A 24,746-nucleotide genomic window follows, 5' to 3' on the forward strand; every position below is an offset into this window, starting at 1 on the left:
GTAAATTTTCGCGTCTCCCTTTTCCATATGTCGTGAGAAGGTTCACAAAATCTGTTTTTTGCTAATCGATAATGAAATTCTTTCTTTAATTCGAGAGTTAAAAATGAAAAAAACAGTAATCGCGGTTTTATTACTATCGGGATATGCTTCGCTAAGTCCAGCGCAGGACGTTACCGTCATTTATACCAATGACCTGCATGCACATGTTGAGCCCTATAAACTCCCTTATGTTGCAGAAGGTAAAAGAGCTGTCGGTGGCTTCGCAAATATTGCGACTTACGTTAAGCAAGAAAAGCAAAAAAATAAGGCTACTTTTTATTTCGATGCTGGAGATTACTTTACCGGTCCATACATTAGCAGCCTGACAAAAGGGCGGGCAATCATAGATATTATGAATACAATGTCATTTGATGCTGCGTCTGTCGGCAATCATGAGTTCGACCATGGTTGGGATAATACGCTGATACAGCTCAGTCAGGCTAAATTCCCGATACTGTTAGGTAACGTGTTTTATAAAAATAGCAATGTCCTTTTCTGGAATAAGCCGTATACAATCCTTGAAAAGGGTGGCGTTAAAATTGGGGTCATTGGGTTGCATGGCGTATTCGCTTTCGATGATACCGTTTCATCGTCAATGCGTCAGGGTATTGAAGCGCGTGACGAGGTGAAATATCTCCAGCATTATTTGGATGAACTACGTGGAAAAGTAGATATAACCGTTGCACTCATTCATGAAGGTTTCCCTGCACGCCAGTCCAGTATCGGCAATACTGATGTCAAACGCGCCCTTGATAAGGATATCCAGACGGCGAAACAGGTGAAAGGACTGGATATTCTGATTACCGGACATGCGCATGTTGGGACGCCGGAGCCGCTTAAAGTAGATAACACGCTGGTGCTTTCGACTGATAGTGGTGGGATTGATATTGGTAAACTGGTCCTGGATGTGGATCTAAAAAAACATCACAACAAAATAAAAAGCTTCGAACTTAAAACCCTTTACGCTGATGAATGGAAACCCGATCCGGCAACTCAGAGTGTTATTGATAGCTGGAATAAAAAGCTCTCCGAAACGGTTCGCCAAAAAGTTGGAGAGACGCCTGTTACGCTTACGCGCGCCTACGGGGAATCATCTTCGCTGGGCAATTTATTTACCGATGCAATGCTTGCTGCTGCGCCTGATGCGCAACTGGCGCTCACTAATTCAGGTGGTCTGCGTGCTGATTTGAATGCCGGTCCGATAACCCTCGGCGATGTTATTAGCGCGTTCCCGTTTCCAAATGAGCTAACCATAATGGATTTGAAAGGGAAATCCTTACGAAATCTTATGGAGCACAGTGCATCACTCACTAACGGTGTTTTGCAGATGTCGAAAGGACTGGAGATGCGCTACGACCAACATAAACCTGTCGGGCAACGCGTTGTGCTACTTACGCTTAATGGCAAGCCAATTGTAGACTCTGATACCTATCGCGTAGCGACAAATAGTTTCCTTGCCCCTGGTGGTGATGGCTTTACTGCATTCATTGATGGTCAGAACAAACAGGTAAAAGGTGGATATAACCTTTCCAATGCGGTTATTGATTATCTGGTGAAAGGAAATAAGATCATTCCCCAACAGGTGAATGAGATGCGAGTAAAAGAAGTTACACAGTAATAATTAACAACAGGTGAATAATATGGCAATTACCTATCTTGGAATGGATCTCGCTCCTGCTAACAACCAGCTTGCGGTCTATCTGAAGTTTATAATTGATGAAGAGGCAACATATTCCTATACGGTTCTGGGAAGATCGACTAGCACGACAAGTTTAGATTTTACGTATTCTTCAAGTGACATTATCACTTTACCTGAGATAAAAGTTCCAGTTATTGGGCTGTACGCAAACTACCTTAACCAAGTGCAGGTTATCTTTAAAAACCTTAGCGGAGTGGAAATTTTTAATCAAATCATCCAAGTAAGCACACAGGAACAACTCTACCGCGATGGGACAATTTTCCATATCGATATTGAGCAAACGGATCCCGCTAACTTCACGACCGTATGGGGAAACAGTTGGTTAATGACAACCAATTGTGATGGCTACGACCGGAACGGCGATCTTCGCTGCTATTATGCTCAGCCCTACCGTAACCAGATGCTAAAAACGCATAAAGGTTATTTCTATATCGGCAGTGATGAAGATGAACATTGGTATGGGCGACGCTTTTTCAAAATCGATATTTTGGGCAACGAGATTCTGGAATTTGATTTACGTGACCGCGATGGCAACCGCTATGCTAACACCCACGATCTGATCTGGGATTCAGCTGGTAATCTCTTCATGATTGGTAATGATAACCCGGACCGTTCTACCAATACTATGCGACAGGATGCATCAATATTAAAATTTGATGAAAAGACAGGCGTGATGCTGTGGGCAAAAAATTACACTCGTGCTTTTGATAATACGAAGATCCTGAATAATAGTCCCACAAACGATGCTCACCTTAACTCGCTTTCCTGGATCCCCGCGGGTGAGGCAAATGCTGAAGCGATTGTTGTTCATACTCGCTCTGCAGGCCTGACGTTTGGTATTTCTCCTGCCGATGGTAAGATGCTGTGGAGTATTAATACAGGGGGGTTTAACAGTAATTTCGCTGCAGGACAGGGCGTTACGCAGATAGATACTTCCGGTATAGCGGATTTTGAAAATGGTGCTCATACCGTATTTGTCACTAAAAATAGCGCTTTTGCTGGGTTAAGCAATGAGACTGAAGGGAAATTTGTTCTTTCGCTATTTGATAATCGCTCCTGCGTCGATAATGAAGGCAATGCAGTTACTCGAGATATTACGCTTGATTCAACGGCTGTTTTTTACAAAACCGATCCTGCGAGAGTCGTTTTCTATGCTGTTGATCTCGTCGCCAATACAGCAACCCAGGCTCACGAAAGTTTCGAGTTACCTTCCGATCGTGTTCCTCAAGTCACTGATTTTATGGGGGCAGCAATAGATTATGGTGACTACTATGGCATCTACACCAACCATGCGCGCTCTTTCTTTATCAGCGATGTGACAGGCCATATTATTGCCACAATCTACGATTTGATTTGCTCGCTGGATGGCTATCCAGAGTTCCCTGGCGAATGCTATCGGGCAAGGTTGTTTGCAAAAGACGAGCTTGATGCTTTGATAAATATAGGTTATCAGGTGGCAAACGGCTGATAGCATAGCCAGACACAGCCATTAAAAGGGCATTGCGGCTGCTAATGTCGGTCACTTACAGTGGCTGGCCTTGCTGTCGACCAGACAGCCTGACGCTGAAACGAACGGCTAAATAATTGTTCAAATAATCACCTGCAGCACAAAAAAAGTAAGGCCGGGAAAATCCCGGCCTTATTTAATATTCATCTGCCATTACAGGCGAAAACAATTAGCGACTACGGAAGACAATGCGGCCTTTGCTCAGGTCGTACGGGGTCAGTTCAACAGTCACTTTGTCGCCCGTCAAAATGCGGATGTAGTTTTTGCGCATTTTACCGGAGATGTGCGCAGTTACCACGTGACCGTTTTCCAGCTCTACGCGAAACATGGTATTAGGCAACGTATCAAGTACGGTACCCTGCATTTCAATATTGTCTTCTTTGGCCATCTAATCCTCTGGGGTATCACTACCAAGTTTTGAACCGGCAAGATAATGCCGAAATTCATCAATTAAGTAAAGAATTGCGCGATTAAAACGCAGCAAAACAGTTTCGGCGCATTGCCCAAGCGTCACGGTACAACCGAACAGGAAGCGCATTCGTAAAGGGGAGACAACAGGATAAACGTCAGGACGTTATCTGAAGCGAGGGTCCCAAACGGCGGCGGGGCAACAGGCAGAAGCTACTCTGCGGCATAATTATAACACCCTCACAAAAAATATGCGGAAAACATTTAGGCATTGGGCATAAAGAGCGTTCTCGGTATCCAGAAGTCGCGCGGGAGCTTCTCCTGACGGCTGGCATCCAGCTGTTCGATGTACTGGCGTCGCGGGATTTCAATAGCACCCAGGGAGGCCGTATGCTCGTTGAGCACCTGACAATCGATCAGGCGTCCGCCGCGCTGGGCAAACGCATCGCAGAAGACCAGCAGCGCGGTTTTCGAGGCGTTAACCGCACGAGAGAACATCGACTCGCCGCAAAACAGCGTCCCCTGCGCCACGCCGTACATGCCGCCGACGAGTGCTCCGCCTTCCCACACCTCGATGGAGTGGGCGTAGCCAAGCTCATGGAGCTGGTGGTAGGCGGTAATGATATCGCGGGTTATCCATGTCCCTTCATAGCGGTCTTCTGCACAGCCTTCAATGACCTGACCAAAAGCGTGGTTGAGGGTGACGCGGTAAGGGGATTTCGCATGGAAACGCTTCATGCTGCGGCTCACGTGAAACTGCGCTGGCCACAGCACTGCACGCGGATCGGGGGACCACCATAAAATCGGATCGCCGGGGGAAAACCAGGGGAATATACCGCGCTGGTACGCCATTAATAGCCGAGCGGGGCTGAGGTCACCTCCAAGGGCCAGCAGCCCGTTGGGCTCACGCAGCGCCCCTTCCGGAGAAGGGAACGCGATGTTATGACGAGAAAGCTGGACCAGGCGCATGACAGCAAAACTCCAGTACGCGAGTAAGGACGCTACAAATATAGTCTACAGACGCTGTTTAAACTGGTAGTAGCGACCCTGTTTCGCCAACAGCTCTGCGTGACTACCTTGCTCAATAATGTGTCCGTTGTCCATCACAATTATCCGATCAAAACTCGCCAGTCCGCGCAGGCGGTGTGTGACCATCAGCACGGTTTTGCCGGTCATGACATTCGCCAGTAAATCAAGGATTTGGCTCTCGGTTGTGGCATCCAGCCCTTCGGTGGGTTCGTCGAGCAGCATCAGCGGCGCATCGTGCAGCAGCGCGCGCGCAATTGCCAGACGGCGCAGTTCACCGCCGGAGAGCTGACGGCCGCCTTCGCCCAGCCAGCTGTTCAGTCCGTCGTCCTCAAGCAGTTTTTGCAGCCCGACCTGCTCCAGCACGGCGCGAAGCGCATCATCAGAGGCCTCTGGCGCGGCCAGCAGCAGGTTATCGCGCAGGGTGGCGCTAAACAGATGCACACGCTGCGGAACGACGCTCACCGTCTTGCGCAGGGCCTGCTCGCTGAAATCGGTCAGCAACGTGTTATTAAAACGAATCTGACCGAGCTGCGGATCCCAGGCGCGAGTCAGCAACTGCAGCAGCGTCGATTTACCGCAGCCGGTACGGCCGAGGATCGCCATCCGCTGACCGGCATTAACAGAAAGGTTGATACCGTCCAGCGCGTTCTGCGCCTGTTTGTCATAGGCGAAGGTGACATCTTCAAGCGTCAGCGCAACCTGCTCTGGTACCGCAGTTTGCCCGGTACTGAACGTGACTTCTGGCTCCTGTTCGGCAATCTGCGTGATGCGCAGGGCAGAGGCGATCACCTGACCAAGATGCTGGAAGGCGCCCGTCACCGGGGCCAGCGCCTCAAACGCCGCCAGCGCGCAGAAGACGAAAAGGGCAATAAGTGGACCCGGCTGTGAGTTTCCCCCGACATCACCGGAAGCCAGCCACAGCATGGCAATCACCGCCACGCCGCCGATTAACATCATCAGCGCCTGAGAGAAGGCCGTCAGCTCCGACTGGCGGCGCTGGGCCTCATGCCAGTTAAGCTCCGTACTTTCCATCCGCGCACGGTAGCGCTTGCTGGCGCCAAAAATCGTCAGCTCTGCCTGCCCCTGAAGCCAGGAGGTGAGCTGCTGGCGGTAGTCCCCGCGCAGGCGCGTCAGGTTTTCCCCGGTGGATTTCCCGGCGCGGTAAAACAGCGGCGGCAGAATGATGAGCGTCAGCAGCATGATCCCGCCCAGCGTCAGCGCAACGGAAACATCCAGAACAGACAGCCCCAGCGTGACCACCACAATCACCACAAACGCGCCCACGATCGGGGAAATCACGCGCAGGTAAAGGTGATCCAGCGTGTCGACATCCGCAACGACACGGTTAAGTAACTCACCCTGACGAAAACGCGCCAGCCCGGCAGGGGAGAGGGGCAGCAGTTTGCTGAAGGTGTAGATGCGCAGGTGCTGCAGCACGCGGAAAGTGGCGTCGTGGCTGACCAGCCGTTCGAAATAGCGTCCGGCAGTCCGCGTGATGGCGGTACCGCGAACACCGGCAGCCGGGAGCATATAGTTGAAGCTGTATAAACCGGCAAAGCCCGCGACGGCCGAGGCCGACAGGAACCAGCCGGAAAGGGTGAGCAGGCCAATGCTGGCGAGCAGCGTGACAATCGCCAGCACAATCCCCAGCGTCAGCATCCATTTGTGGCGTTTATAGAGCGCAAGATAAGGCAGCAGAGCACGCATCAGATGTCCTCCTGACGGTTCGCCAGCAGGGCGGCAAACGGTCCCTGCGCGGCAACGAGAGAGGCGTAATCGCCTTGCTCAACAATACGGCCGTTCTCCATGACCCAGATCTGGTCCCAGTCGGCAATCCCTTCCAGCTGATGGGTAACCATCAGGGTGGTTTGCTGCCGGGAGGCGGCGTTCAGGGCCTCCATTACGCGCTGTTCGCTGTGGGCGTCCAGGCTGGCGGCGGGCTCATCCAGTAGCATCAGATGGCATGGGTTAAGCAGCGCGCGGGCAACGGCTACGCGCTGCGCCTGTCCGACCGACAGCCCGGCGGACTGATCGCCCACCACGGTATCTACCCCCTGCGGAAGCAGCGGCAGAAACTCGCTGACCCAGGCGCGGTCGAGCACCGATTGCAGTTCATCTTCTCGCGCGTCCGGGCGCGCCAGCAGAACGTTTTCACGCAGCGTAGAGGCTGGAAGCTGCGGGTTTTGTCCTACCCAACTGAGCTGTTTACGCCAGGCATCTGGATCGAGGTTGCGCAGTTCGGTTTTGTTGATCCGCAGTGAACCCGTATAGGCCATAAAGCCGGACAGCGCATTCAGCAAAGAACTTTTACCGGAACCGCTTGTGCCGACGAGCACCACCCGTTGTCCGGCAGGTAAGGTAAAGTTCAGCGGACCCGCGAGCACTTTGCCTTCCGGTGACAGAATAGAAAAGTCCTGCGCTTCAATGGTCACGGGGTCTTTAGCATTCAGCGTCACGTCACCCCGCTCCGGGTGAGCCAGCGGCGTTTCAAGGAACGTTTTCAGGCTATCGGCTGCACCAACCGCCTGCGCTTTGGCGTGATAGAAGGTCCCCAGATCGCGGAGCGGCTGGAAAAACTCCGGGGCCAGGATCAGCGCCAGGAAACCGGCAGAAAGGGTCACCGCCGTGCCGTAATGGCCGAAATCCAGCGCGCCAAGGTAGGAGAAGCCAAAGTAGACCGCCACGAGGGCAATCGACAGCGAGGTAAAGAATTCCAGCACGCCGGAGGACAAGAAGGCAAGGCGTAACACTTCCATGGTGCGCTGACGGAAGTCCTGCGATGCCCGGCGAATATTTTCGGTTTCCGCTTCACCGCGGCCAAAAATGCGTAACGTCTCCATGCCGCGCAGACGATCGAGGAAATGACCGCTCAGGCGACCCAGTGCCAGGAAGTTACGGCGGTTGGCATCCGCTGCCCCCATGCCGACCAGCGCCATAAACAGCGGGATCAGCGGGGCGGTGCCCATCAGAATCAGCGCAGCCATCCAGTTCACCGGGAAGATGGCGATCACGATCAGCAGCGGAACGAAGACGGCAAGGGCCATCTGCGGCAGATAGCGCGCATAGTAGTCGTGCATATCGTCAATCTGCTCAAGGATCAGCGTCGCCCAGCTACCGGCCGGTTTACCCTGGATCCACGCGGGCCCGGCTTCCTGAAGGCGATCCAGCACCTGACGGCGGATCTCGTAGCGGATGTGCTGTCCGGCGTGAAAACCGACGCGCTCACGCAGCCACACCACCCAGGCGCGCAGGATAAAAATCAGGATCAGGACAATAAAAGGCAGCAACAGCGCTTCGCGCGGGATGTTCTCCATGATCATGTGATGAAGAATGCGGGCCAGCAGCCATGCCTGGGCAACAATCAACAGACCGCTAACGAACCCCAGGAGACGGGAAATCGTAAGCCAGCGGCGGGAAATAACGCTTTGCTGTTTCAGCCAGCGTGTTAACTCTTGTTGACGGGTTTTTTCCATTGCGTACTTTGCAGGTGACGTTATTAGAAATTGGGCAGCGCAATGTTACAACGGGGAGACAATAAAGGCGACTTATCGCCGCCTTTATTTACGTTTGTTACTGACTTGTAAAGATTATTTACCTTGTTCAGCCAGTCCATCGAGGTAGCGTTCAGCGTCCAGCGCGGCCATACAGCCGGTGCCAGCAGAGGTAATCGCCTGACGATAAATATGGTCCATCACGTCGCCAGCCGCGAACACGCCCGGGATGCTGGTCTGGGTCGCATTACCGTGAATGCCGGACTGCACTTTGATGTAGCCGTTTTCCAGCTCCAGCTGACCGTCGAAGATCGCGGTGTTCGGGCTGTGACCGATCGCCACGAACAGACCCGCCACTTCAAGCGTTTCGACGTTGTCGGTGTTCTGGGTATCACGGATACGCAGACCGGCAACGCCCATCTGGTCGCCCGTCACCTCTTCCAGGGTACGGTTGGTGTGCAGCACGATGTTGCCGCTTGCCACTTTATCCATCAGGCGTTTGATAAGGATCTTCTCCGCGCGGAAGGTTTCGCGGCGGTGGATCAGGTGCACTTCAGAGGCAATGTTCGCCAGGTAGAGCGCTTCTTCCACTGCGGTGTTACCGCCGCCGATGACCGCGACTTTCTGATTGCGGTAGAAGAAACCGTCACAGGTTGCGCAGGCAGAGACGCCGCGGCCTTTGAACGCTTCTTCGGATGGCAGACCGAGGTAACGGGCAGAGGCGCCGGTGGCAACGATCAGAGCGTCACAGGTGTATTCGCCGCTGTCGCCCGTCAGGCGGAACGGACGGTTCTGCAGATCGACCTTATTAATGTGGTCGAACAGAATTTCAGTTTCGAATTTAGCGGCATGCTCGTGCATACGTTCCATCAGCAGCGGCCCGGTCAGGTCGTTCGGGTCCCCTGGCCAGTTTTCCACTTCGGTGGTGGTGGTCAGCTGACCGCCTTTTTCCATGCCGGTGATGAGTACCGGGTGCAGGTTAGCGCGTGCAGCATAGACCGCTGCGGTATATCCCGCAGGTCCAGAACCAAGGATTAGCAGCTTACTGTGTTTGGCCGTGCCCATGAGATCCCCATTGTTGTTGGCAGACATTTGGCTGGATTGTAGGGAATTTGTTGTCGTAAAAAAAGAGCGCCGCAATTTTGATATCAATCTGTGTAATAGCCACGGGCGATGAATGAGGCGCTATAACATCACGCTTTCGCCTGAAAAACGGTCGTTTGTAAGGCAATAAAATGAGGATTAATACCCTGCCGTAATGAATATCCGGCATGTTGTACTAAAAAACGATGTTTTGCTTTGACAATCCCCTGCGCATTTGCGAAAACATTCAAGGAAGAAAAAAAACCGCGTTAACCGTATGCCGCATAGGCATGCACGTAAATGCCATTTTTACCGGGTCAGTGAAATCTACGCATGGCGTGGACAGACGCCATACGTGATGTCGGTGACTGCCTTCGGGCAACGGTCTTCTTACCAACAGAACCCGAATCCGCATCGCGTCTAATACAAAACCAGGCGATGTGATGACTAACGGGTACAGGCTCTGAACAGTGATGTGCACAGGGTCCAGGCAGGAGTAGGGAAGGAATACAGAGAGACAATAATAATGGTAGATAGCAAGAAGCGCCCTGGCAAAGATCTCGACCGTATCGATCGTAACATTCTTAATGAATTGCAAAAGGATGGGCGTATTTCCAACGTCGAGCTTTCAAAACGTGTGGGACTTTCCCCGACGCCGTGCCTTGAGCGTGTGCGCCGACTGGAAAGACAGGGTTTCATTCAGGGCTATACTGCTCTGCTGAACCCGCATTATCTGGATGCCTCACTTCTGGTATTTGTTGAGATTACTCTGAATCGTGGTGCGCCGGATGTGTTTGAGCAATTTAATGCCGCTGTACAAAAACTTGAAGAAATTCAAGAGTGTCATCTGGTATCCGGTGATTTCGACTACCTGTTGAAAACCCGCGTGCCTGATATGTCCGCCTACCGTAAGCTGCTGGGGGAAACCCTGCTGCGTCTGCCAGGCGTGAACGACACCCGTACGTACGTGGTGATGGAAGAGGTCAAACAGAGCAATCGTCTGGTTATTAAGACGCGCTAACACGGAACAGGTGCAAAATCAGCGTAGTTTGATTACACTCCTGTTAATCCATACAGCAACAGTGCCGGGGAGTCCCGGCGCTGTTGTCCGTTTTAGCAAAAAGGCAGGATATGCCTGATACCTGGAGAGCCTTTTTTGAGCCAGGAATACACTGAAGACAAAGAAGTCACACTATCGAAGCTAAGCAGCGGACGTCGTCTCCTCGAGGCTTTGCTGATTGTTATTGCCCTTTTTGCCGTCTGGCTGATGGCAGCCTTACTCAGTTTCAACCCCTCAGATCCCAGCTGGTCACAAACTGCATGGCATGAGCCTATCCATAATTTAGGCGGTGTCCCCGGTGCCTGGCTTGCGGACACGCTGTTCTTCATTTTCGGTGTGATGGCCTACACCCTTCCCGTCATTATCATTGGCGGATGCTGGTTTGCTTGGCGTCATCGTCAGAACGATGATTACATCGACTATTTTGCCGTGTCGCTGCGCCTGATTGGCGCGCTGGCGCTGATCCTCACCTCGTGCGGGCTGGCGGCAATCAATGCGGATGATATCTGGTACTTCGCCTCTGGCGGGGTGATCGGCAGTTTACTCAGTTCTGCGCTGCAGCCGATGCTGCACAGCAGCGGCGGTACGCTGGCGCTGCTGTGTATCTGGGCGGCCGGGCTGACGCTGTTTACCGGCTGGTCATGGGTGAGCATTGCCGAGAAGATCGGCAGTTTTATCCTCACCATTTTGACCTTCGCCAGCAACCGTACCCGCCGTGACGATACGTGGGTTGATGAAGAAGAATACGAAGATGAAGAGGAAGATGACGCGCCTGTGCAGCGTCGCGAGTCTCGTCGTGCGCGTATTCTGCGCGGCGCGCTGGCGCGTCGCCAGCGTGTTGCTGAGAAATTTGCCAACCCGCTGGGTCGTAAAACCGATGCGGCGCTCTTCTCCGGTAAACGCATGGATGAAGACGAGCAGGTGGCGTATCGCGCTGCGGGTGTCGCCGTCGATCCTGACGATGTGCTCTTCTCCGGCAGCCGGGCCACTCCGGGTGACTTCGACGAATACGATCCGCTGTTAAATGGCCATTCGGTTACCGAGCCGGTTGCGGCCGCTGCAGCCGCGACGACCGCTGCGCAGGCGTATGCCGCGCCTGTCGACGCCGTGATGCCATCCGCGCCGGTTTCGCCGCCGGAATCCGTTATTCAGCAGCCTCAGGTTGACTGGCAGACTGCGCCAGGCGTTCACACGCCGGAGCCAGTTATCGCGCCTGAACCTGAAAGCTACATCCCTGTGCAGCAGGAGCAGTGGCAGCAGCCTTATCAGCCGCCGCAGCCTGCGTATGAACCGCAAGATTACCCGCACTATGAACAGCCTGTGGCCCAACCTTATCAGGAGTATGTGCCTGAGCCGGTTGAACCTGTGCAGCCTTATGTAGAGCCGCAGCCTGAACCTGAAATCGTGGAAGAGGTAAAACCCTCTCGTCCACCGATGTACTATTTTGAAGAAGTTGAAGAGCGTCGTGCGCGTGAACGCGAGCAGCTGGCGGCCTGGTACCAGCCTGTGCCTGAACCGGTGCAGGAGCCGGTGACGAAAGCGCCTTCTGTTTTCGTTCCACCGATCGACCCGACGCCTGCAGTCGCACCCGTAGCGGAAAGCGTGAAGCAGGCTACCGCGGCCGCTGCCGTGGCTGCACCTGTCTTTAGCCTGGCAACTGGGGGCGCACCACGTCCTCAGGTGAAGGAGGGGATTGGTCCGCAACTGCCTCGTCCTAACCGCGTTCGCGTACCAACCCGTCGTGAACTTGCCTCTTATGGCATCAAGCTGCCTTCCCAGCGCATGGCGGAAGAGAAAGCGCGAGAGCCTGAGTACGAAGATGACGCCGATGAGATGCAGCAGGACGAGCTGGCCCGCCAGTTCGCCGCGCAGCAGAATCAACGCTACGGTGAAGGATATCAGCACGATGAACCTGTGCCTGAAGACGAAGATGACGCTGCAGAAGCGGAATTAGCGCGCCAGTTCGCCGCCACCCAGCAGCAGCGTTATTCCGGTGAACAACCGGCTGGTGCAAATCCGTTCTCACTGTCTGATTTTGAATTCTCGCCGATGAAGGATCTGGTGGATGATGGCCCGAGCGAGCCTTTATTTACCCCGAGCGTGATGCCGGAAGCGGAGCCTGTGCGCCAGCAGCCAGCACCACAGGCCTACGCGCAGCCGCACCAGCCTGTTCAGCAGCCGTATGCGCAGCAGCATCAACCTGTTCAGCAACCGCAGCAATCGCAGCAGCCACCGCAGTTCCAGCAGCCTGCGCCTCAGCCGCAGGAAAGTCTGATTCACCCGCTGCTGATGCGTAACGGTGACAGCCGTCCGCTGCAGCGTCCAAGCACGCCGCTGCCGTCTCTGGATCTGTTAACGCCGCCGCCGTCAGAAGTGGAGCCGGTCGATACCTTCGCGCTTGAGCAGATGGCGCGTCTGGTGGAAGCGCGTCTGGCTGACTTCCGCATCAAGGCGGACGTGGTGAACTACTCGCCGGGCCCTGTGATCACCCGTTTTGAACTGAATCTGGCGCCCGGCGTTAAAGCCGCGCGTATTTCCAACCTGTCCCGCGACCTGGCGCGTTCTCTGTCGACCGTGGCGGTGCGTGTGGTGGAAGTTATCCCTGGCAAGCCGTACGTTGGGCTTGAGCTGCCGAACAAGAAACGTCAGACCGTCTACCTGCGTGAAGTGCTGGATAACACCAAATTCCGCGATAATCCATCCCCGCTGACCGTGGTGTTGGGTAAAGATATCGCGGGCGATCCGGTCGTGGCAGATCTCGCCAAAATGCCTCACCTGCTGGTAGCGGGTACCACCGGTTCCGGTAAGTCAGTCGGTGTGAACGCCATGATCCTCAGCATGCTCTATAAAGCGCAGCCGGAAGATGTGCGTTTCATCATGATCGACCCGAAAATGCTCGAACTGTCGGTCTACGAAGGCATCCCACATCTGCTGACCGAAGTGGTCACCGATATGAAGGACGCCGCCAACGCCCTGCGCTGGAGCGTCAATGAGATGGAACGCCGCTACAAGCTGATGTCTGCGCTGGGCGTGCGTAACCTGGCCGGTTATAACGAGAAAATTGCCCAGGCTGTGCGCATGGGGCGTCCGATCCCGGATCCTTACTGGAAGCCGGGTGACAGCATGGATGCCCAGCATCCGGTGCTGGAAAAACTGCCTTATATCGTCGTGCTGGTCGATGAATTCGCTGACCTTATGATGACCGTCGGTAAGAAAGTAGAAGAGTTGATTGCCCGTCTGGCGCAGAAAGCGCGTGCGGCCGGTATTCACCTTGTGCTGGCGACCCAGCGTCCTTCCGTTGATGTTATCACCGGTCTTATCAAAGCGAACATTCCGACGCGTATCGCTTTTACCGTATCCAGTAAAATTGACTCCCGTACCATTCTTGACCAGGGAGGCGCAGAGTCGCTGCTGGGTATGGGTGACATGCTCTATTCAGGCCCGAACTCCACCTCTCCGGTGCGTGTCCACGGTGCGTTCGTCCGCGATGAGGAAGTTCACGCCGTCGTGCAGGACTGGAAAGCGCGCGGTCGTCCGCAATACGTTGACGGTATTACCAGCGACACGGAAAGCGAAGGCGGCGGCGGTGGCTTCGACGGCGGCGAAGAGCTGGATCCGTTATTCGATCAGGCGGTTAACTTCGTTACCGAAAAACGCAAAGCGTCAATCTCAGGCGTGCAGCGTCAGTTCCGCATCGGCTATAACCGCGCGGCGCGCATCATTGAGCAGATGGAAGCGCAGGGCATTGTGAGCGAGCAGGGGCATAACGGTAACCGCGAGGTGCTGGCTCCACCGCCGTTTGATTAACCTTCAGCGATTGCAAAGAAGGGTAAATCAGCCAAAATTAAGCATTTTCTTCTGTCGCCTGCCTTCGGGCAGGTCCAGAATAGAAGACGGAAACCCCATATCGGGAAGACGTATTTTAAGGAATAACAATGAAAAAAATCGCCATCGCCTGTGCATTACTCACCAGTTTTGTCGCCAGCAGCGTCTGGGCTGATGCGGCCAGCGACCTTAAAAGCCGACTGGATAAAGTAAGCAGCTTCCACGCCAGCTTCACGCAAAAAGTGACGGACGGCAGCGGCAACGCGGTGCAGGAAGGCCAGGGAGATTTGTGGGTAAAACGCCCAAATCTGTTCAACTGGCACATGACCCAGCCGGATGAGAGTATCCTCGTGTCTGACGGCAAAACCTTATGGTTCTTCAACCCGTTCGTTGAGCAGGCAACGGCGACCTGGCTGAAAGATGCCACCAGCAATACGCCGTTTATGCTGATTGCTCGTAACCAGTCCAGCGACTGGCAGCAGTACAATATTAAACAGACGGGTGACGAGTTTGTCCTGACGCCGAAAGGCAGTAACGGCAACCTGAAGCAGTTCACCATTAACGTAAGCACCAACGGTACGATTAATCAGTTCGGCGCGGTTGAGCAGGACGATCAGCGCAGCAGCTACCAGCTCAAGTCTCAGCAGAACGGCGCCGTTGATGCATCGAAATTTACCTTTACCCCGCCGCAGGGCGTAACGGTGGACGATCAACGCAATAAGTAAGAGGCGTGAGTGGGCAATCTGTCGCTCGATTTTTCAGATAACGCGTTTCAACCTTTGGCCGCTCGTATGCGGCCAGAAAATTTAGCGCAGTATATCGGCCAGCAACATCTGCTGGCTGCCGGTAAGCCATTACCGCGCGCCATTGAGGCTGGGCATCTTCACTCCATGATCCTCTGGGGCCCCCCTGGCACCGGCAAGACTACGCTTGCAGAAGTGATCGCCCGCTATGCCAACGCGGACGTCGAACGTATCTCGGCGGTCACCTCCGGCGTGAAAGAGATCCGTGAGGCGATCGAGCGTGCGCGGCAGAACCGCAATGCCGGGCGGCGTACCATCCTCTTCGTGGACGAAGTCCACCGCTTCAACAAGAGCCAGCAGGATGCCTTCCTGCCGCATATTGAAGACGGCACGATCTTCTTCATCGGTGCGACCACCGAAAACCCGTCGTTTGAACTGAACTCGGCGCTACTTTCCCGCGCGCGCGTTTACCTGCTCAAATCGCTCACCACCGATGATATCGAAAAGGTTCTCACCCAGGCGATGGACGACAAAGCGCGCGGCTACGGCGGGCAGGATATCGTTCTGCCTGACGACACGCGTCGTGCGATTGCCGAGCTGGTCAACGGTGATGCGCGGCGTGCGCTGAATACGCTGGAAATGATGGCCGATATGGCCGAAATCGACGATGCCGGGAAGCGGGTGCTGAAACCGGAACTGCTCACCGAAATTGCGGGGGAGCGCAGCGCGCGTTTCGATAACAAAGGCGACCGTTTTTACGACCTGATCTCGGCGCTGCATAAGTCCGTGCGCGGCAGCGCGCCGGATGCGGCGCTTTACTGGTACGCGCGCATTATCACTGCGGGCGGCGATCCTTTATATGTCGCGCGTCGCTGTCTGGCGATTGCGTCAGAAGATGTCGGCAATGCCGATCCTCGCGCCATGCAGGTCGCGCTGTCGGCCTGGGACTGCTTCACCCGCGTTGGACCCGCGGAAGGCGAACGAGCCATTGCGCAGGCGATTGTCTATCTGGCCTGTGCGCCGAAAAGTAATGCGGTTTATACCGCGTTTAAAGCGGCGATGTCCGATGCGCGTGAACGTCCGGACTACGATGTGCCGGTTCACCTGCGTAACGCGCCGACCAAACTGATGAAAGAGATGGGATATGGGCAGGAGTATCGTTACGCTCATGATGAACCCAATGCCTACGCTGCCGGGGAGGAATATTTCCCGCAGGAGATGGCACAAACGCGCTATTATCACCCCACAAACAGAGGTCTTGAAGGCAAGATTGGTGAAAAGCTCACCTGGCTCGCCGGACAGGATCAAAATAGCCCTATAAAACGCTACCGTTAGTTCAATCGTTGCGGTAATGTTGGCAATGTATCCTTGTGGCCGCAGGCTGTGGTCACATTTTCCTATTTTAATTCGATAAGCACAGGATAAGCATGCTCGATCCCAATCTGCTGCGTAATGAGCCAGACGCAGTCGCTGAAAAACTGGCACGCCGGGGCTTTAAGCTGGATGTAGATAAGCTGCGCGCTCTCGAAGAGCGTCGTAAAGTTCTGCAGGTACAAACTGAAAATCTGCAGGCAGAGCGTAACTCTCGATCGAAATCCATCGGCCAGGCGAAAGCGCGCGGGGAAGATATTGAGCCATTACGCCTGGAAGTGAACAAACTGGGTGAAGAACTGGATCAGGCAAAAGCTGAGCTGGACGTTCTTCAGGCCGAGATTCGTGATATTGCCCTGGCTATCCCGAATATTCCTGACGACAGCGTGCCTGTCGGCAAAGATGAAAACGACAACGTTGAAGTGAAACGCTGGGGTACGCCTCGTGAGTTTGACTTCGAAGTGCGCGATCACGTGACGCTGGGCGAAATGCACGCGGGCCTGGACTTTGCGGCAGCGGTTAAGCTGACCGGCTCCCGTTTTGTGGTGATGAAAGGCCAGATTGCCCATCTGCACCGCGCGCTGGCGCAGTTCATGCTGGATCTTCACACCGAGCAGCATGGCTACAGCGAAACCTACGTGCCGTATCTGGTCAACCACGATACGCTGTACGGTACGGGCCAGCTGCCGAAATTTGCCGGCGACCTGTTCCATACCCGTCCGCTGGACGAGGAAGCAGACAGCAGCAACTACGCGCTGATCCCAACCGCTGAAGTGCCGCTGACTAACCTCGTGCGTGATGAGATCATCGATGAAGACGACCTGCCAATTAAGCTGACGGCACACTCTCCGTGCTTCCGTTCTGAAGCAGGTTCTTACGGTCGCGACACGCGCGGTCTGATCCGTATGCACCAGTTCGACAAAGTTGAGATGGTGCAGATCGTCCGTCCTGAAGAATCCATGGACGCGCTGGAAGAGATGACCGGCCACGCTGAAAAAGTGCTGGAGCTGCTGGGTCTGCCATACCGTCGTATGGCGCTGTGCACCGGTGATATGGGCTTTGGTGCCTGCAAAACCTTCGATCTGGAAGTGTGGGTGCCTGCGCAGAATACTTACCGTGAAATCTCCTCCTGCTCTAACGTCTGGGATTTCCAGGCGCGCCGCATGCAGGCACGCTGCCGCAGCAAATCTGATAAGAAAACCCGTCTGGTGCATACCCTGAACGGTTCTGGCCTGGCTGTGGGCCGTACCCTGGTTGCCGTGCTGGAAAACTATCAGCAGGCAGACGGTCGTATCGAGATCCCTGAAGTGCTGCGTCCATATATGAAAGGCCAGCAGTACATCGGCTAATAATTTGTCTTAAAACAAAAAAGCGCCTCAGGGCGCTTTTTTTATGCCTTTGGTTTGATACGACGCAATAACCTCTCCCTCTAAAGTAGTAATACTCCTTCGAATGAAAGTCAGCATAAAAAGCTGATTACGTAAAAATTCGTTGTATATAAAACTACATAGCGGTTTTGTGCCGCCACTCTTTTCTTTGTGAGCAACCAAAGTGAGTCTCTATGAAAATCAACGCGCCTGAAGCATTAATGGCTGCCGAGGTCACTCGCCGTGGGTTGATGAAAACCACGGCAATAGGCGGCCTGGCCGTAGCCAGCAGCGCCTTCACGCTTCCTTTTACCCGACTGGCCTCAGCGGCGGATGCACTATCCCCAGCCTCAGCTCCGGAAAAAGTGGTGTGGAGTGCCTGTACCGTAAACTGCGGTAGCCGTTGTCCGCTGCGTATGCACGTGGTGGATGGCGAAATTAAATATGTCGAAACCGACAATACCGGGGACGATAACTATGAAGGGTTACATCAGGTTCGCGCCTGTTTGCGCGGCCGATCAATGCGTCGTCGCGTGTATAATCCGGACCGCCTGAAATATCCGATGAAGCGCGTCGGTAAGCGTGGCGAAGGGAAGTTCGAGCGAATTAGCTGGGATGAAGCCTACGATATTATCGCCACCAATATGCAGCGCCTTATCAAAGAGTACGGCAACGAATCCATCTACCTGAACTACGGCACCGGGACGCTCGGCGGTACGCTGACCCGCTCCTGGCCACCGGGTAAAACGCTGGTGGCACGCCTGATGAACTGCTGTGGCGGTTATCTCAATCACTATGGTGACTACTCATCGGCGCAGATTGCTGCGGGACTCAACTACACCTACGGCGGCTGGGCGGACGGCAACAGCCCATCTGATATCGAAAACAGTAAGCTGGTGGTGTTGTTCGGTAATAATCCGGGCGAAACCCGCATGAGCGGCGGCGGGGTAACCTATTACCTCGAACAGGCCCGCGCCAAATCCAATGCCCGCATGATCATCATCGACCCACGCTATACCGACACCGGCGCCGGACGTGAAGACGAGTGGATCCCAATCCGTCCGGGTACCGATGCAGCGCTGGTCTCCGCGCTGGCGTGGGTGATGATCACCGAAAACCTCGTCGATCAGCCTTTCCTGGATAAATACTGCGTCGGCTATGACGAGAAAACCCTGCCAGCCAGCGCACCGTCAAACGGTCACTACAAGGCGTATATTCTCGGACAGGGCAGCGACGGCGTGGCGAAAACGCCGGAGTGGGCGTCCACCATCACCGGTATTCCGGCCGAGCGTATCGTTCAGCTGGCGCGTGAGATTGGCTCAGCCAAACCAGCCTACATTAGCCAGGGCTGGGGCCCGCAGCGTCATGCGAACGGTGAAATTGCGACCCGTGCCATTTCCATGCTCTCCATTCTGACCGGCAACGTCGGTATTCACGGCGGTAACACCGGCGCGCGTGAAGGCTCATATGAAGTGCCGTTTGAACGTATGCCAACGCTGGATAACCCGGTTCAAACCAGCATCTCCATGTTTATGTGGACCGATGCGATTGAACGTGGCCCGGAAATGACCGCCCTGCGCGACGGCGTGCGCGGTAAGGACAAGCTGGACGTGCCGATCAAGATGATCTGGAACTACGCCGGCAACTGTCTCATCAACCAGCACTCTGAAATCAACCGCACCCATGAAATCCTGCAGGACGACAAGAAGTGCGAGATGATTGTGGTGATCGACTGCCACATGACCTCCTCGGCAAAATATGCCGATATCCTGCTGCCGGACTGCACCGCCTCTGAGCAGATGGATTTCGCGCTGGACGCCTCCTGCGGCAACATGTCCTACGTGATCTTTACCGACCAGGCGATTAAACCGCGCTTCGAGTGCAAAACCATTTATGAGATGACCTCTGAGCTGGCGAAACGTCTTGGCGTTGAGCAGCAGTTTACCGAGGGGCGTACTCAGGAAGGGTGGATGCGCCATCTTCATGAACTCTCCCGTAAGGCGATCCCAGACCTCCCTGACTTTGATACCTTCCGCAAGCAGGGTATGTACAAACAGCGCGATCCGGAAGGGCACCACGTGGCTTACAAAGCGTTCCGTGAAGATCCGCAGGCGAATCCGCTGACCACGCCGTCGGGCAAAATCGAAATCTACTCCGAAGAGCTGGCAAAAATCGCGTCGACCTGGGAGCTGCCGGAAGGGGACGTTATCGATCCGCTGCCGATCTACACGCCGGGTTTCGAAAACTACAACGATCCGCTGACGGCGAAATTCCCGCTGCAGCTGACCGGTTTCCACTACAAAGCGCGCGTGCACTCCACCTACGGTAACGTCGACGTGCTGAAAGCCGCCTGTCGCCAGGAGATGTGGATCAACCCGATGGACGCGAAAGCGCGCGGCATCAGCAATGGCGATCGCGTGCGCATCTTCAACGGTCGCGGCGAGGTGCATATTGAAGCCAAAGTTACCCCACGCATGATGCCCGGCGTGGTGGCGTTAGGGGAAGGGGCCTGGTACAGCCCGGATGCCAACCGCATCGACCAGGCGGGCAGTATTAACGTACTGACCACACAGCGTCCGTCGCCGCTGGCGAAGGGTAACCCATCCCACACTAACCTTGTCCAGGTTGAAAAGGTTTAAGGAGTAACCGATGACAACTCAGTATGGATTTTTTATTGATTCCAGCCGTTGTACCGGGTGCAAAACCTGCGAGCTGGCCTGCAAAGATTACAAAGACCTGACGCCGGACGTGAGCTTCCGTCGCATCTACGAATACGCCGGGGGCGACTGGCAGGAAGATAACGGCGTCTGGCATCAGAACGTCTTTGCGTATTACCTGTCAATTGCCTGCAACCACTGTGAAGATCCCGCCTGTACAAAGGTCTGCCCGAGCGGGGCGATGCACAAGCGAGAAGACGGTTTTGTGGTGGTAGATGAAGATGTCTGCATTGGCTGTCGCTACTGCCATATGGCCTGTCCGTACGGCGCGCCGCAGTACAACGCCGCTAAAGGCCACATGACCAAATGCGACGGCTGCCACACCCGCGTAGCGGATGGCAAAAAGCCGATTTGCGTCGAGTCCTGTCCGCTGCGCGCGCTGGACTTTGGTCCTATTGAAGAGCTGCGTAAAAAACACGGTCAGCTTGCCGCAGTGGCACCGCTACCTTCTGCGCACTTCACGAAGCCGAGTATTGTGATTAAACCTAACGCCAACAGCCGTCCTACAGGTGACACCACCGGCTACCTGGCAAATCCGAAGGAGGTGTGAGATGGGAAGTGGATGGCATGAATGGCCGCTGATGATCTTCACGGTCTTTGGTCAGTGCGTAGCGGGCGGCTTCATTGTGCTCGCGCTGGCGTTGTTGAAAGGTCAGCTCAATGCTGAACAGCAGCAGCGCCTGGTGTTGAGTATGTTTGGCCTGTGGGTGCTGATGGGGATCGGCTTTATCGCCTCTACGCTGCACCTGGGCTCGCCGATGCGCGCGTTTAACTCCCTGAACCGCGTGGGCGCCTCATCCCTCAGTAACGAGATCGCCAGTGGCGCAATTTTCTTTGCCGTCGGTGGGCTGGGCTGGCTGCTGGCCGCTATGAAGAAGTTGCCTGCGGGTCTGCGCAGCCTGTGGCTGATTGTGACCATGGTGCTGGGCGTGGTGTTCGTGTGGATGATGGTGCGTGTCTATAACACCATCGATACCGTCCCCACCTGGTACAGCGTCTGGACGCCGATGAGCTTCTTCCTGACGATGTTTATCGGCGGGCCGCTGCTGGGCTACCTGCTGCTGCGCGTGGCTGGCGTAGACGGGTGGGCAATGCGTTTGCTGCCCGCTGTTTCGCTGCTGGCGCTGGTGGTGAGTGCGATGGTCGCCCTGATGCAGGGGGCTGAACTGGCAACCATTCACAGCTCTATCCAGCAAGCTTCTGCCCTGGTGCCGGACTACGGTTCTCTGATGGCCTGGCGTATCGTTCTTTTGGTCGCTGCGTTGGTATTCTGGATTGCTCCTCAGCTCAAAGGTTATCAGCCCGCGCTGCCGCTGCTGTCACTGGCCTTTGTGCTGGTCCTGGCGGGTGAACTGATTGGCCGCGGTGTGTTCTACGGGTTGCATATGACCGTTGGTATGGCTATCGCCAGTTAACGTTGCATTGAGTTATATTAAGCCGGGCCTGAGAGCCCGGCTTTTTCTTTTTTCGATCATGAAATTTTTCGACTGTCGTTTTGTTTTGATTTCGCCCATTAATAAATAAAAACAGACACATAATTAATATCTATAGCAGGCGTGGCATTAGCAGGATAAGTTTTTTAAATCGACAGGGAACATATTGTGCGAGGCGGCTAAGTCAGTGGATTGACTTTGTTTTTGCCAGTGGCATGATGCGCACGAAATCTGAACTTCCTCACGGTTTTTAATCCATGACCACCTATACCCGGCCAGTGCTTCTGTTGCTCTGTGGCCTGCTTCTGTTGACCCTGGCGATCGCAGTGTTAAACACGCTCGTCCCGCTGTGGCTCGCCCATGAAAACTTACCGACCTGGCAGGTGGGTATGGTCAGCTCGTCCTTTTTTACCGGCAACCTGCTGGGTACGCTAATGACCGGGAGCCTGATTAAGCGCTTTGGCTTTAATCGCAGCTATTATCTGGCTTCGCTGATTTTCGCCGCGGGGTGTGCCGGGCTGGGCCTGATGGTCGGCTTCTGGAGCTGGATGGCATGGCGCTTTATCGCAGGCGTAGGCTGCGCGATGATTTGGGTGGTGGTTGAAAGCGCGCTGATGTGCAGCGGCACTTCGCGCAACCGTGGACGCCTGCTGGCAGCCTATATGATGGTTTATTACGTCGGCACCGTGCTGGGGCAACTGATGGTCAGCAAGCTGCCAACCGATCTGATGAGCGTTCTGCCGTGGGTAACGGGCATGGTGCTCGCCGCGATCCTGCCGCTGCTCTTCACGCGCATTGTGAACCAGAACAGCGAGCATCAGGAAGCGACCCACGTCTGGCCGATGCTCAGACTCCGTCAGGCGCGCCTGGGCGTTAACGGCTGCATTATATCGGGTATTGTACTGGGCTCGCTCTACGGCCTGATGCCGCTCTATCTGAATCATCAGGGCGTCAGCGATTCCGGAATTGGCTTCTGGATGGCGGTGATGGTGAGTGCGGGGATCGTCGGGCAGTGGCCGATTGGCCGCCTGGCGGACCGCTTCGGTCGTCTGCTGGTGCTGCGCGTGCAGGTCTTCGTGGTCATCATGGGATGCCTTGCCATGCTCAGCAACGCCGCTATGGCGCCTGCGCTGTTTATTCTCGGGGCTGCCGGCTTTACGCTCTATCCGGTCGCGATGGCCTGGGCCTGTGAGAAAGTTGAACATCATCAGCTGGTGGCAATGAACCAGGCGCTGTTACTGAGCTATACCATTGGCAGTTTATTAGGGCCGACGTTTACCGCGATGCTGATGCAGAATTACTCTGATAATTTATTGTTTATCATGATCGCCAGCGTATCGTTTATTTATCTCTTAATGCTGCTGCGCAAAGTGGGCGAACACCCAACGCCTGTGGCTCATGCCTGATTAATTAAAAGCCTGTCGATGACAGGCTTTTTTGTCCCTGTCACAACTAAGAGTTTTACTTATTGTTTGTTTATTACGCCAGGCGATAATTCATGTGAGTCCTACCACTATAAGGCAGCAATCATGTCTATTCGTCGTTTTTCCGCTACCGCACTTGCCGTAGTGTTGTCTTTAACGTTTGCAACGGCTCCGGTCATGGCTAATCCTGGTAACGGGAATGGCGGTGGTCACGGAAACGGTGGCGGGCAAGGTAATAGCGGTAATCATGGTAACGGGAATTCTGGTAACCATGGCAATAAGCAAAATAACGGCCAGGATAACCCTGGGAAATCGGATAAAAGTTTTAAAAGCAGTAAAGATGTCGGTAACGATGTCGACGCTCGCGTGAGCTTCGATCATGCCCGCCATCTGGCGCTGAATTATGGCTTAACGGGCTATGACTCTCTGCCTCCGGGTATCGCGAAAAACCTGGCGCGCGGTAAGCCGTTGCCTCCGGGCATTGCGAAGAAAACCGTGCCGGCCTCAATGCTGGGCCAGCTTCCTTCCTACCCGGGCTATGAATGGCGCGTGGTCGGAGATGACCTGGTCTTAATTGCGCTGAGTACAGCTATTGTGACCTCCGTTATTAACGGCGTCTTTAAATAGAATATAAAAAGGCCCGGTTCTCACCGGGCCTTTTCTTTAATACATCACCTTGTGGCCGTACTGTTCAAGAATACCTTTGACGCGTTCCATCGTCTCTTTCTTCGGCGGCTTCACGCCATCGAGTTTGTACTCTTCGCCCATTGCCACCCATTTATGTTTACCCAGCTCGTGATAGGGCAGAAGCTCAATTTTCTCGACGTTGCCCATGTCGCGGGTAAATTCACCCAGGCGGTGCGCGGAGTCGTCATCATCTGACCAGCCGGGAACCACCACGTAGCGGATCCAGGTTTTGATGCCTTTATCGGCAATGTATTTGGCGAATTCCAGCGTGCGGTGGTTTGAGACGCCAACGAGGTTCTGGTGGATCTCATCGTTCATCTGTTTGAGATCGAGCATGACCAGATCGGTCACTTCAAGCAGCTCGTCGATAACCGGATCGTAGCGGCGTACAAAGCCGTTGGTGTCGAGGCAGGTATGAATGCCTTCTTTATGGCAGGCGCGGAACCAGTCGCGGACAAATTCAGCCTGCAGAATGGCTTCACCGCCGGATGCGGTGACGCCGCCGCCGGACGCGTTCATAAAGTGGCGGTAGGTCACCACCTCTTTCATCAAGTCTTCAACGGTAACTTCTTTACCGCCGTGCGTATCCCAGGTGTCACGGTTATGGCAGTACAGGCAGCGCATCAGGCAGCCCTGGAAAAAGGTGATGAAGCGGATACCCGGGCCATCGACGGTGCCACAGGATTCAAAGGAGTGAATACGACCAATAGTTGACATTGCGGTGATATCTCCATCATCGGCCCGTCCCGGGCCTGTGTATGCACAGCTCAAAGCCGGCTGTGTTAAGTCTGTTTTGGCTGTTATCCATTCAGTATAGATAGCGGACAAAAGAGACTGAGGTGGAGAGGGTGCTAAAAAGGCCC

General features: G+C 54.7%; 18 protein-coding genes. 12 read left to right on the forward strand and 6 right to left on the reverse strand.

Annotation, left to right across the window (positions count from 1 at the left end):
* Window positions 1-103 precede the first annotated feature (103 nt).
* On the forward strand, window positions 104-1,657 hold the full coding sequence (locus INF68_RS03855) for a bifunctional UDP-sugar hydrolase/5'-nucleotidase (protein WP_126786639.1): 1,554 nt from the start codon (window positions 104-106) through the stop codon (window positions 1,655-1,657).
* A 22-nt stretch (window positions 1,658-1,679) separates the two neighbouring features.
* Complete coding sequence (locus INF68_RS03860) at window positions 1,680-3,206, forward strand: aryl-sulfate sulfotransferase (protein WP_126786640.1); 1,527 nt, start codon at window positions 1,680-1,682, stop codon at window positions 3,204-3,206.
* A 208-nt stretch (window positions 3,207-3,414) separates the two neighbouring features.
* Here INF68_RS03860 and infA read toward each other — a convergent pair whose 3' ends face one another.
* The 5 genes from infA to trxB all read right to left on the reverse strand — a co-directional run bounded on the left by infA (window position 3,415) and on the right by trxB (window position 9,238).
* Window positions 3,415-3,633 (reverse strand): translation initiation factor IF-1, encoded by a 219-nt coding sequence (gene infA, locus INF68_RS03865; RefSeq protein ID WP_002211347.1) that lies wholly within the window; start codon window positions 3,631-3,633, stop codon window positions 3,415-3,417.
* A 284-nt stretch (window positions 3,634-3,917) separates the two neighbouring features.
* Entirely contained in the window at window positions 3,918-4,622 is a 705-nt protein-coding gene (gene aat, locus INF68_RS03870; RefSeq protein ID WP_126786641.1) for a leucyl/phenylalanyl-tRNA--protein transferase, read from the reverse strand.
* Window positions 4,623-4,667: 45 nt separating this feature from the next.
* Window positions 4,668-6,389 carry a cysteine/glutathione ABC transporter ATP-binding protein/permease CydC gene (gene cydC, locus INF68_RS03875; protein ID WP_126786642.1) on the reverse strand — a complete coding sequence of 574 codons (1,722 nt, stop codon included), beginning with the start codon at window positions 6,387-6,389 and terminating at the stop codon, window positions 4,668-4,670.
* A complete protein-coding gene (cydD, locus tag INF68_RS03880; protein ID WP_126786643.1) occupies window positions 6,389-8,155 on the reverse strand; it encodes a cysteine/glutathione ABC transporter permease/ATP-binding protein CydD in 1,767 nt (588 codons plus the stop codon). Before cydD ends, cydC begins: the two co-directional genes overlap by 1 nt.
* Window positions 8,156-8,269: 114 nt before the next feature.
* Window positions 8,270-9,238, reverse strand: coding sequence for a thioredoxin-disulfide reductase (gene trxB / locus INF68_RS03885; RefSeq protein WP_023616696.1), 969 nt, complete (start codon window positions 9,236-9,238; stop codon window positions 8,270-8,272).
* 544 nt (window positions 9,239-9,782) lie between these two features.
* On the opposite strand from trxB, the gene lrp reads away from it, so the two are divergent.
* The 10 genes from lrp to INF68_RS03935 all read left to right on the forward strand — a co-directional run bounded on the left by lrp (window position 9,783) and on the right by INF68_RS03935 (window position 23,823).
* A complete protein-coding gene (gene lrp, locus INF68_RS03890) occupies window positions 9,783-10,277 on the forward strand; it encodes a leucine-responsive transcriptional regulator Lrp (RefSeq protein WP_000228469.1) in 495 nt (164 codons plus the stop codon).
* A 135-nt stretch (window positions 10,278-10,412) separates the two neighbouring features.
* A complete protein-coding gene (gene ftsK / locus INF68_RS03895; protein WP_126786645.1) occupies window positions 10,413-14,123 on the forward strand; it encodes a DNA translocase FtsK in 3,711 nt (1,236 codons plus the stop codon).
* Window positions 14,124-14,251: 128 nt separating this feature from the next.
* A complete protein-coding gene (gene lolA, locus INF68_RS03900; RefSeq protein WP_023310983.1) occupies window positions 14,252-14,866 on the forward strand; it encodes an outer membrane lipoprotein chaperone LolA in 615 nt (204 codons plus the stop codon).
* A gap of 9 nt (window positions 14,867-14,875) precedes the next feature.
* Window positions 14,876-16,219 carry a replication-associated recombination protein RarA gene (rarA, locus tag INF68_RS03905; RefSeq protein ID WP_023310984.1) on the forward strand — a complete coding sequence of 448 codons (1,344 nt, stop codon included), beginning with the start codon at window positions 14,876-14,878 and terminating at the stop codon, window positions 16,217-16,219.
* A 92-nt stretch (window positions 16,220-16,311) separates the two neighbouring features.
* Window positions 16,312-17,604, forward strand: a complete 1,293-nt coding sequence (serS, locus tag INF68_RS03910; RefSeq protein WP_008499983.1) for a serine--tRNA ligase — start codon at window positions 16,312-16,314, stop codon at window positions 17,602-17,604.
* A 212-nt stretch (window positions 17,605-17,816) separates the two neighbouring features.
* The gene (gene dmsA, locus INF68_RS03915; RefSeq protein WP_109846016.1) at window positions 17,817-20,261 is read left to right on the forward strand and encodes a dimethylsulfoxide reductase subunit A; all 2,445 of its coding nucleotides are present in this window, start codon (window positions 17,817-17,819) and stop codon (window positions 20,259-20,261) included.
* A gap of 10 nt (window positions 20,262-20,271) precedes the next feature.
* Entirely contained in the window at window positions 20,272-20,889 is a 618-nt protein-coding gene (locus INF68_RS03920) for a DMSO/selenate family reductase complex B subunit (RefSeq protein WP_032658209.1), read from the forward strand.
* A 1-nt stretch (window position 20,890) separates the two neighbouring features.
* A complete protein-coding gene (locus INF68_RS03925; RefSeq protein ID WP_126786646.1) occupies window positions 20,891-21,754 on the forward strand; it encodes a dimethyl sulfoxide reductase anchor subunit family protein in 864 nt (287 codons plus the stop codon).
* Window positions 21,755-22,029: 275 nt separating this feature from the next.
* Window positions 22,030-23,178 (forward strand): MFS transporter, encoded by a 1,149-nt coding sequence (locus tag INF68_RS03930; RefSeq protein WP_033145087.1) that lies wholly within the window; start codon window positions 22,030-22,032, stop codon window positions 23,176-23,178.
* Window positions 23,179-23,301: 123 nt separating this feature from the next.
* Complete coding sequence (locus tag INF68_RS03935) at window positions 23,302-23,823, forward strand: anti-virulence regulator CigR family protein (RefSeq protein WP_126786647.1); 522 nt, start codon at window positions 23,302-23,304, stop codon at window positions 23,821-23,823.
* A gap of 36 nt (window positions 23,824-23,859) precedes the next feature.
* On the opposite strand, the gene pflA is transcribed toward INF68_RS03935, so the two are convergent.
* Window positions 23,860-24,600, reverse strand: coding sequence for a pyruvate formate lyase 1-activating protein (pflA, locus tag INF68_RS03940; RefSeq protein ID WP_045630022.1), 741 nt, complete (start codon window positions 24,598-24,600; stop codon window positions 23,860-23,862).
* Window positions 24,601-24,746: the final 146 nt, after the last annotated feature.

The organism is Enterobacter cloacae complex sp. P16RS2, from assembly GCF_014982155.1.
GTDB lineage: Bacteria > Pseudomonadota > Gammaproteobacteria > Enterobacterales > Enterobacteriaceae > Enterobacter > Enterobacter cloacae_M.

Excerpts from the sequence above, each read along its gene's own strand:
- infA (WP_002211347.1), bottom strand. The coding sequence starts at position 3,633 with ATGGCCAAAGAAGACAATATTGAAATGCAGGGTACCGTACTTGATACG.
- INF68_RS03925 (WP_126786646.1), top strand. The coding sequence starts at position 20,891 with ATGGGAAGTGGATGGCATGAATGGCCGCTGATGATCTTCACGGTCTTT.
- INF68_RS03855 (WP_126786639.1), top strand. The coding sequence starts at position 104 with ATGAAAAAAACAGTAATCGCGGTTTTATTACTATCGGGATATGCTTCG.
- dmsA (WP_109846016.1), top strand. The coding sequence starts at position 17,817 with ATGAAAATCAACGCGCCTGAAGCATTAATGGCTGCCGAGGTCACTCGC.
- INF68_RS03920 (WP_032658209.1), top strand. The coding sequence starts at position 20,272 with ATGACAACTCAGTATGGATTTTTTATTGATTCCAGCCGTTGTACCGGG.
- lrp (WP_000228469.1), top strand. The coding sequence starts at position 9,783 with ATGGTAGATAGCAAGAAGCGCCCTGGCAAAGATCTCGACCGTATCGAT.
- cydD (WP_126786643.1), bottom strand. The coding sequence starts at position 8,155 with ATGGAAAAAACCCGTCAACAAGAGTTAACACGCTGGCTGAAACAGCAA.
- aat (WP_126786641.1), bottom strand. The coding sequence starts at position 4,622 with ATGCGCCTGGTCCAGCTTTCTCGTCATAACATCGCGTTCCCTTCTCCG.
- serS (WP_008499983.1), top strand. The coding sequence starts at position 16,312 with ATGCTCGATCCCAATCTGCTGCGTAATGAGCCAGACGCAGTCGCTGAA.
- INF68_RS03935 (WP_126786647.1), top strand. The coding sequence starts at position 23,302 with ATGTCTATTCGTCGTTTTTCCGCTACCGCACTTGCCGTAGTGTTGTCT.
- INF68_RS03860 (WP_126786640.1), top strand. The coding sequence starts at position 1,680 with ATGGCAATTACCTATCTTGGAATGGATCTCGCTCCTGCTAACAACCAG.
- INF68_RS03930 (WP_033145087.1), top strand. The coding sequence starts at position 22,030 with ATGACCACCTATACCCGGCCAGTGCTTCTGTTGCTCTGTGGCCTGCTT.
- lolA (WP_023310983.1), top strand. The coding sequence starts at position 14,252 with ATGAAAAAAATCGCCATCGCCTGTGCATTACTCACCAGTTTTGTCGCC.
- cydC (WP_126786642.1), bottom strand. The coding sequence starts at position 6,389 with ATGCGTGCTCTGCTGCCTTATCTTGCGCTCTATAAACGCCACAAATGG.
- pflA (WP_045630022.1), bottom strand. The coding sequence starts at position 24,600 with ATGTCAACTATTGGTCGTATTCACTCCTTTGAATCCTGTGGCACCGTC.
- trxB (WP_023616696.1), bottom strand. The coding sequence starts at position 9,238 with ATGGGCACGGCCAAACACAGTAAGCTGCTAATCCTTGGTTCTGGACCT.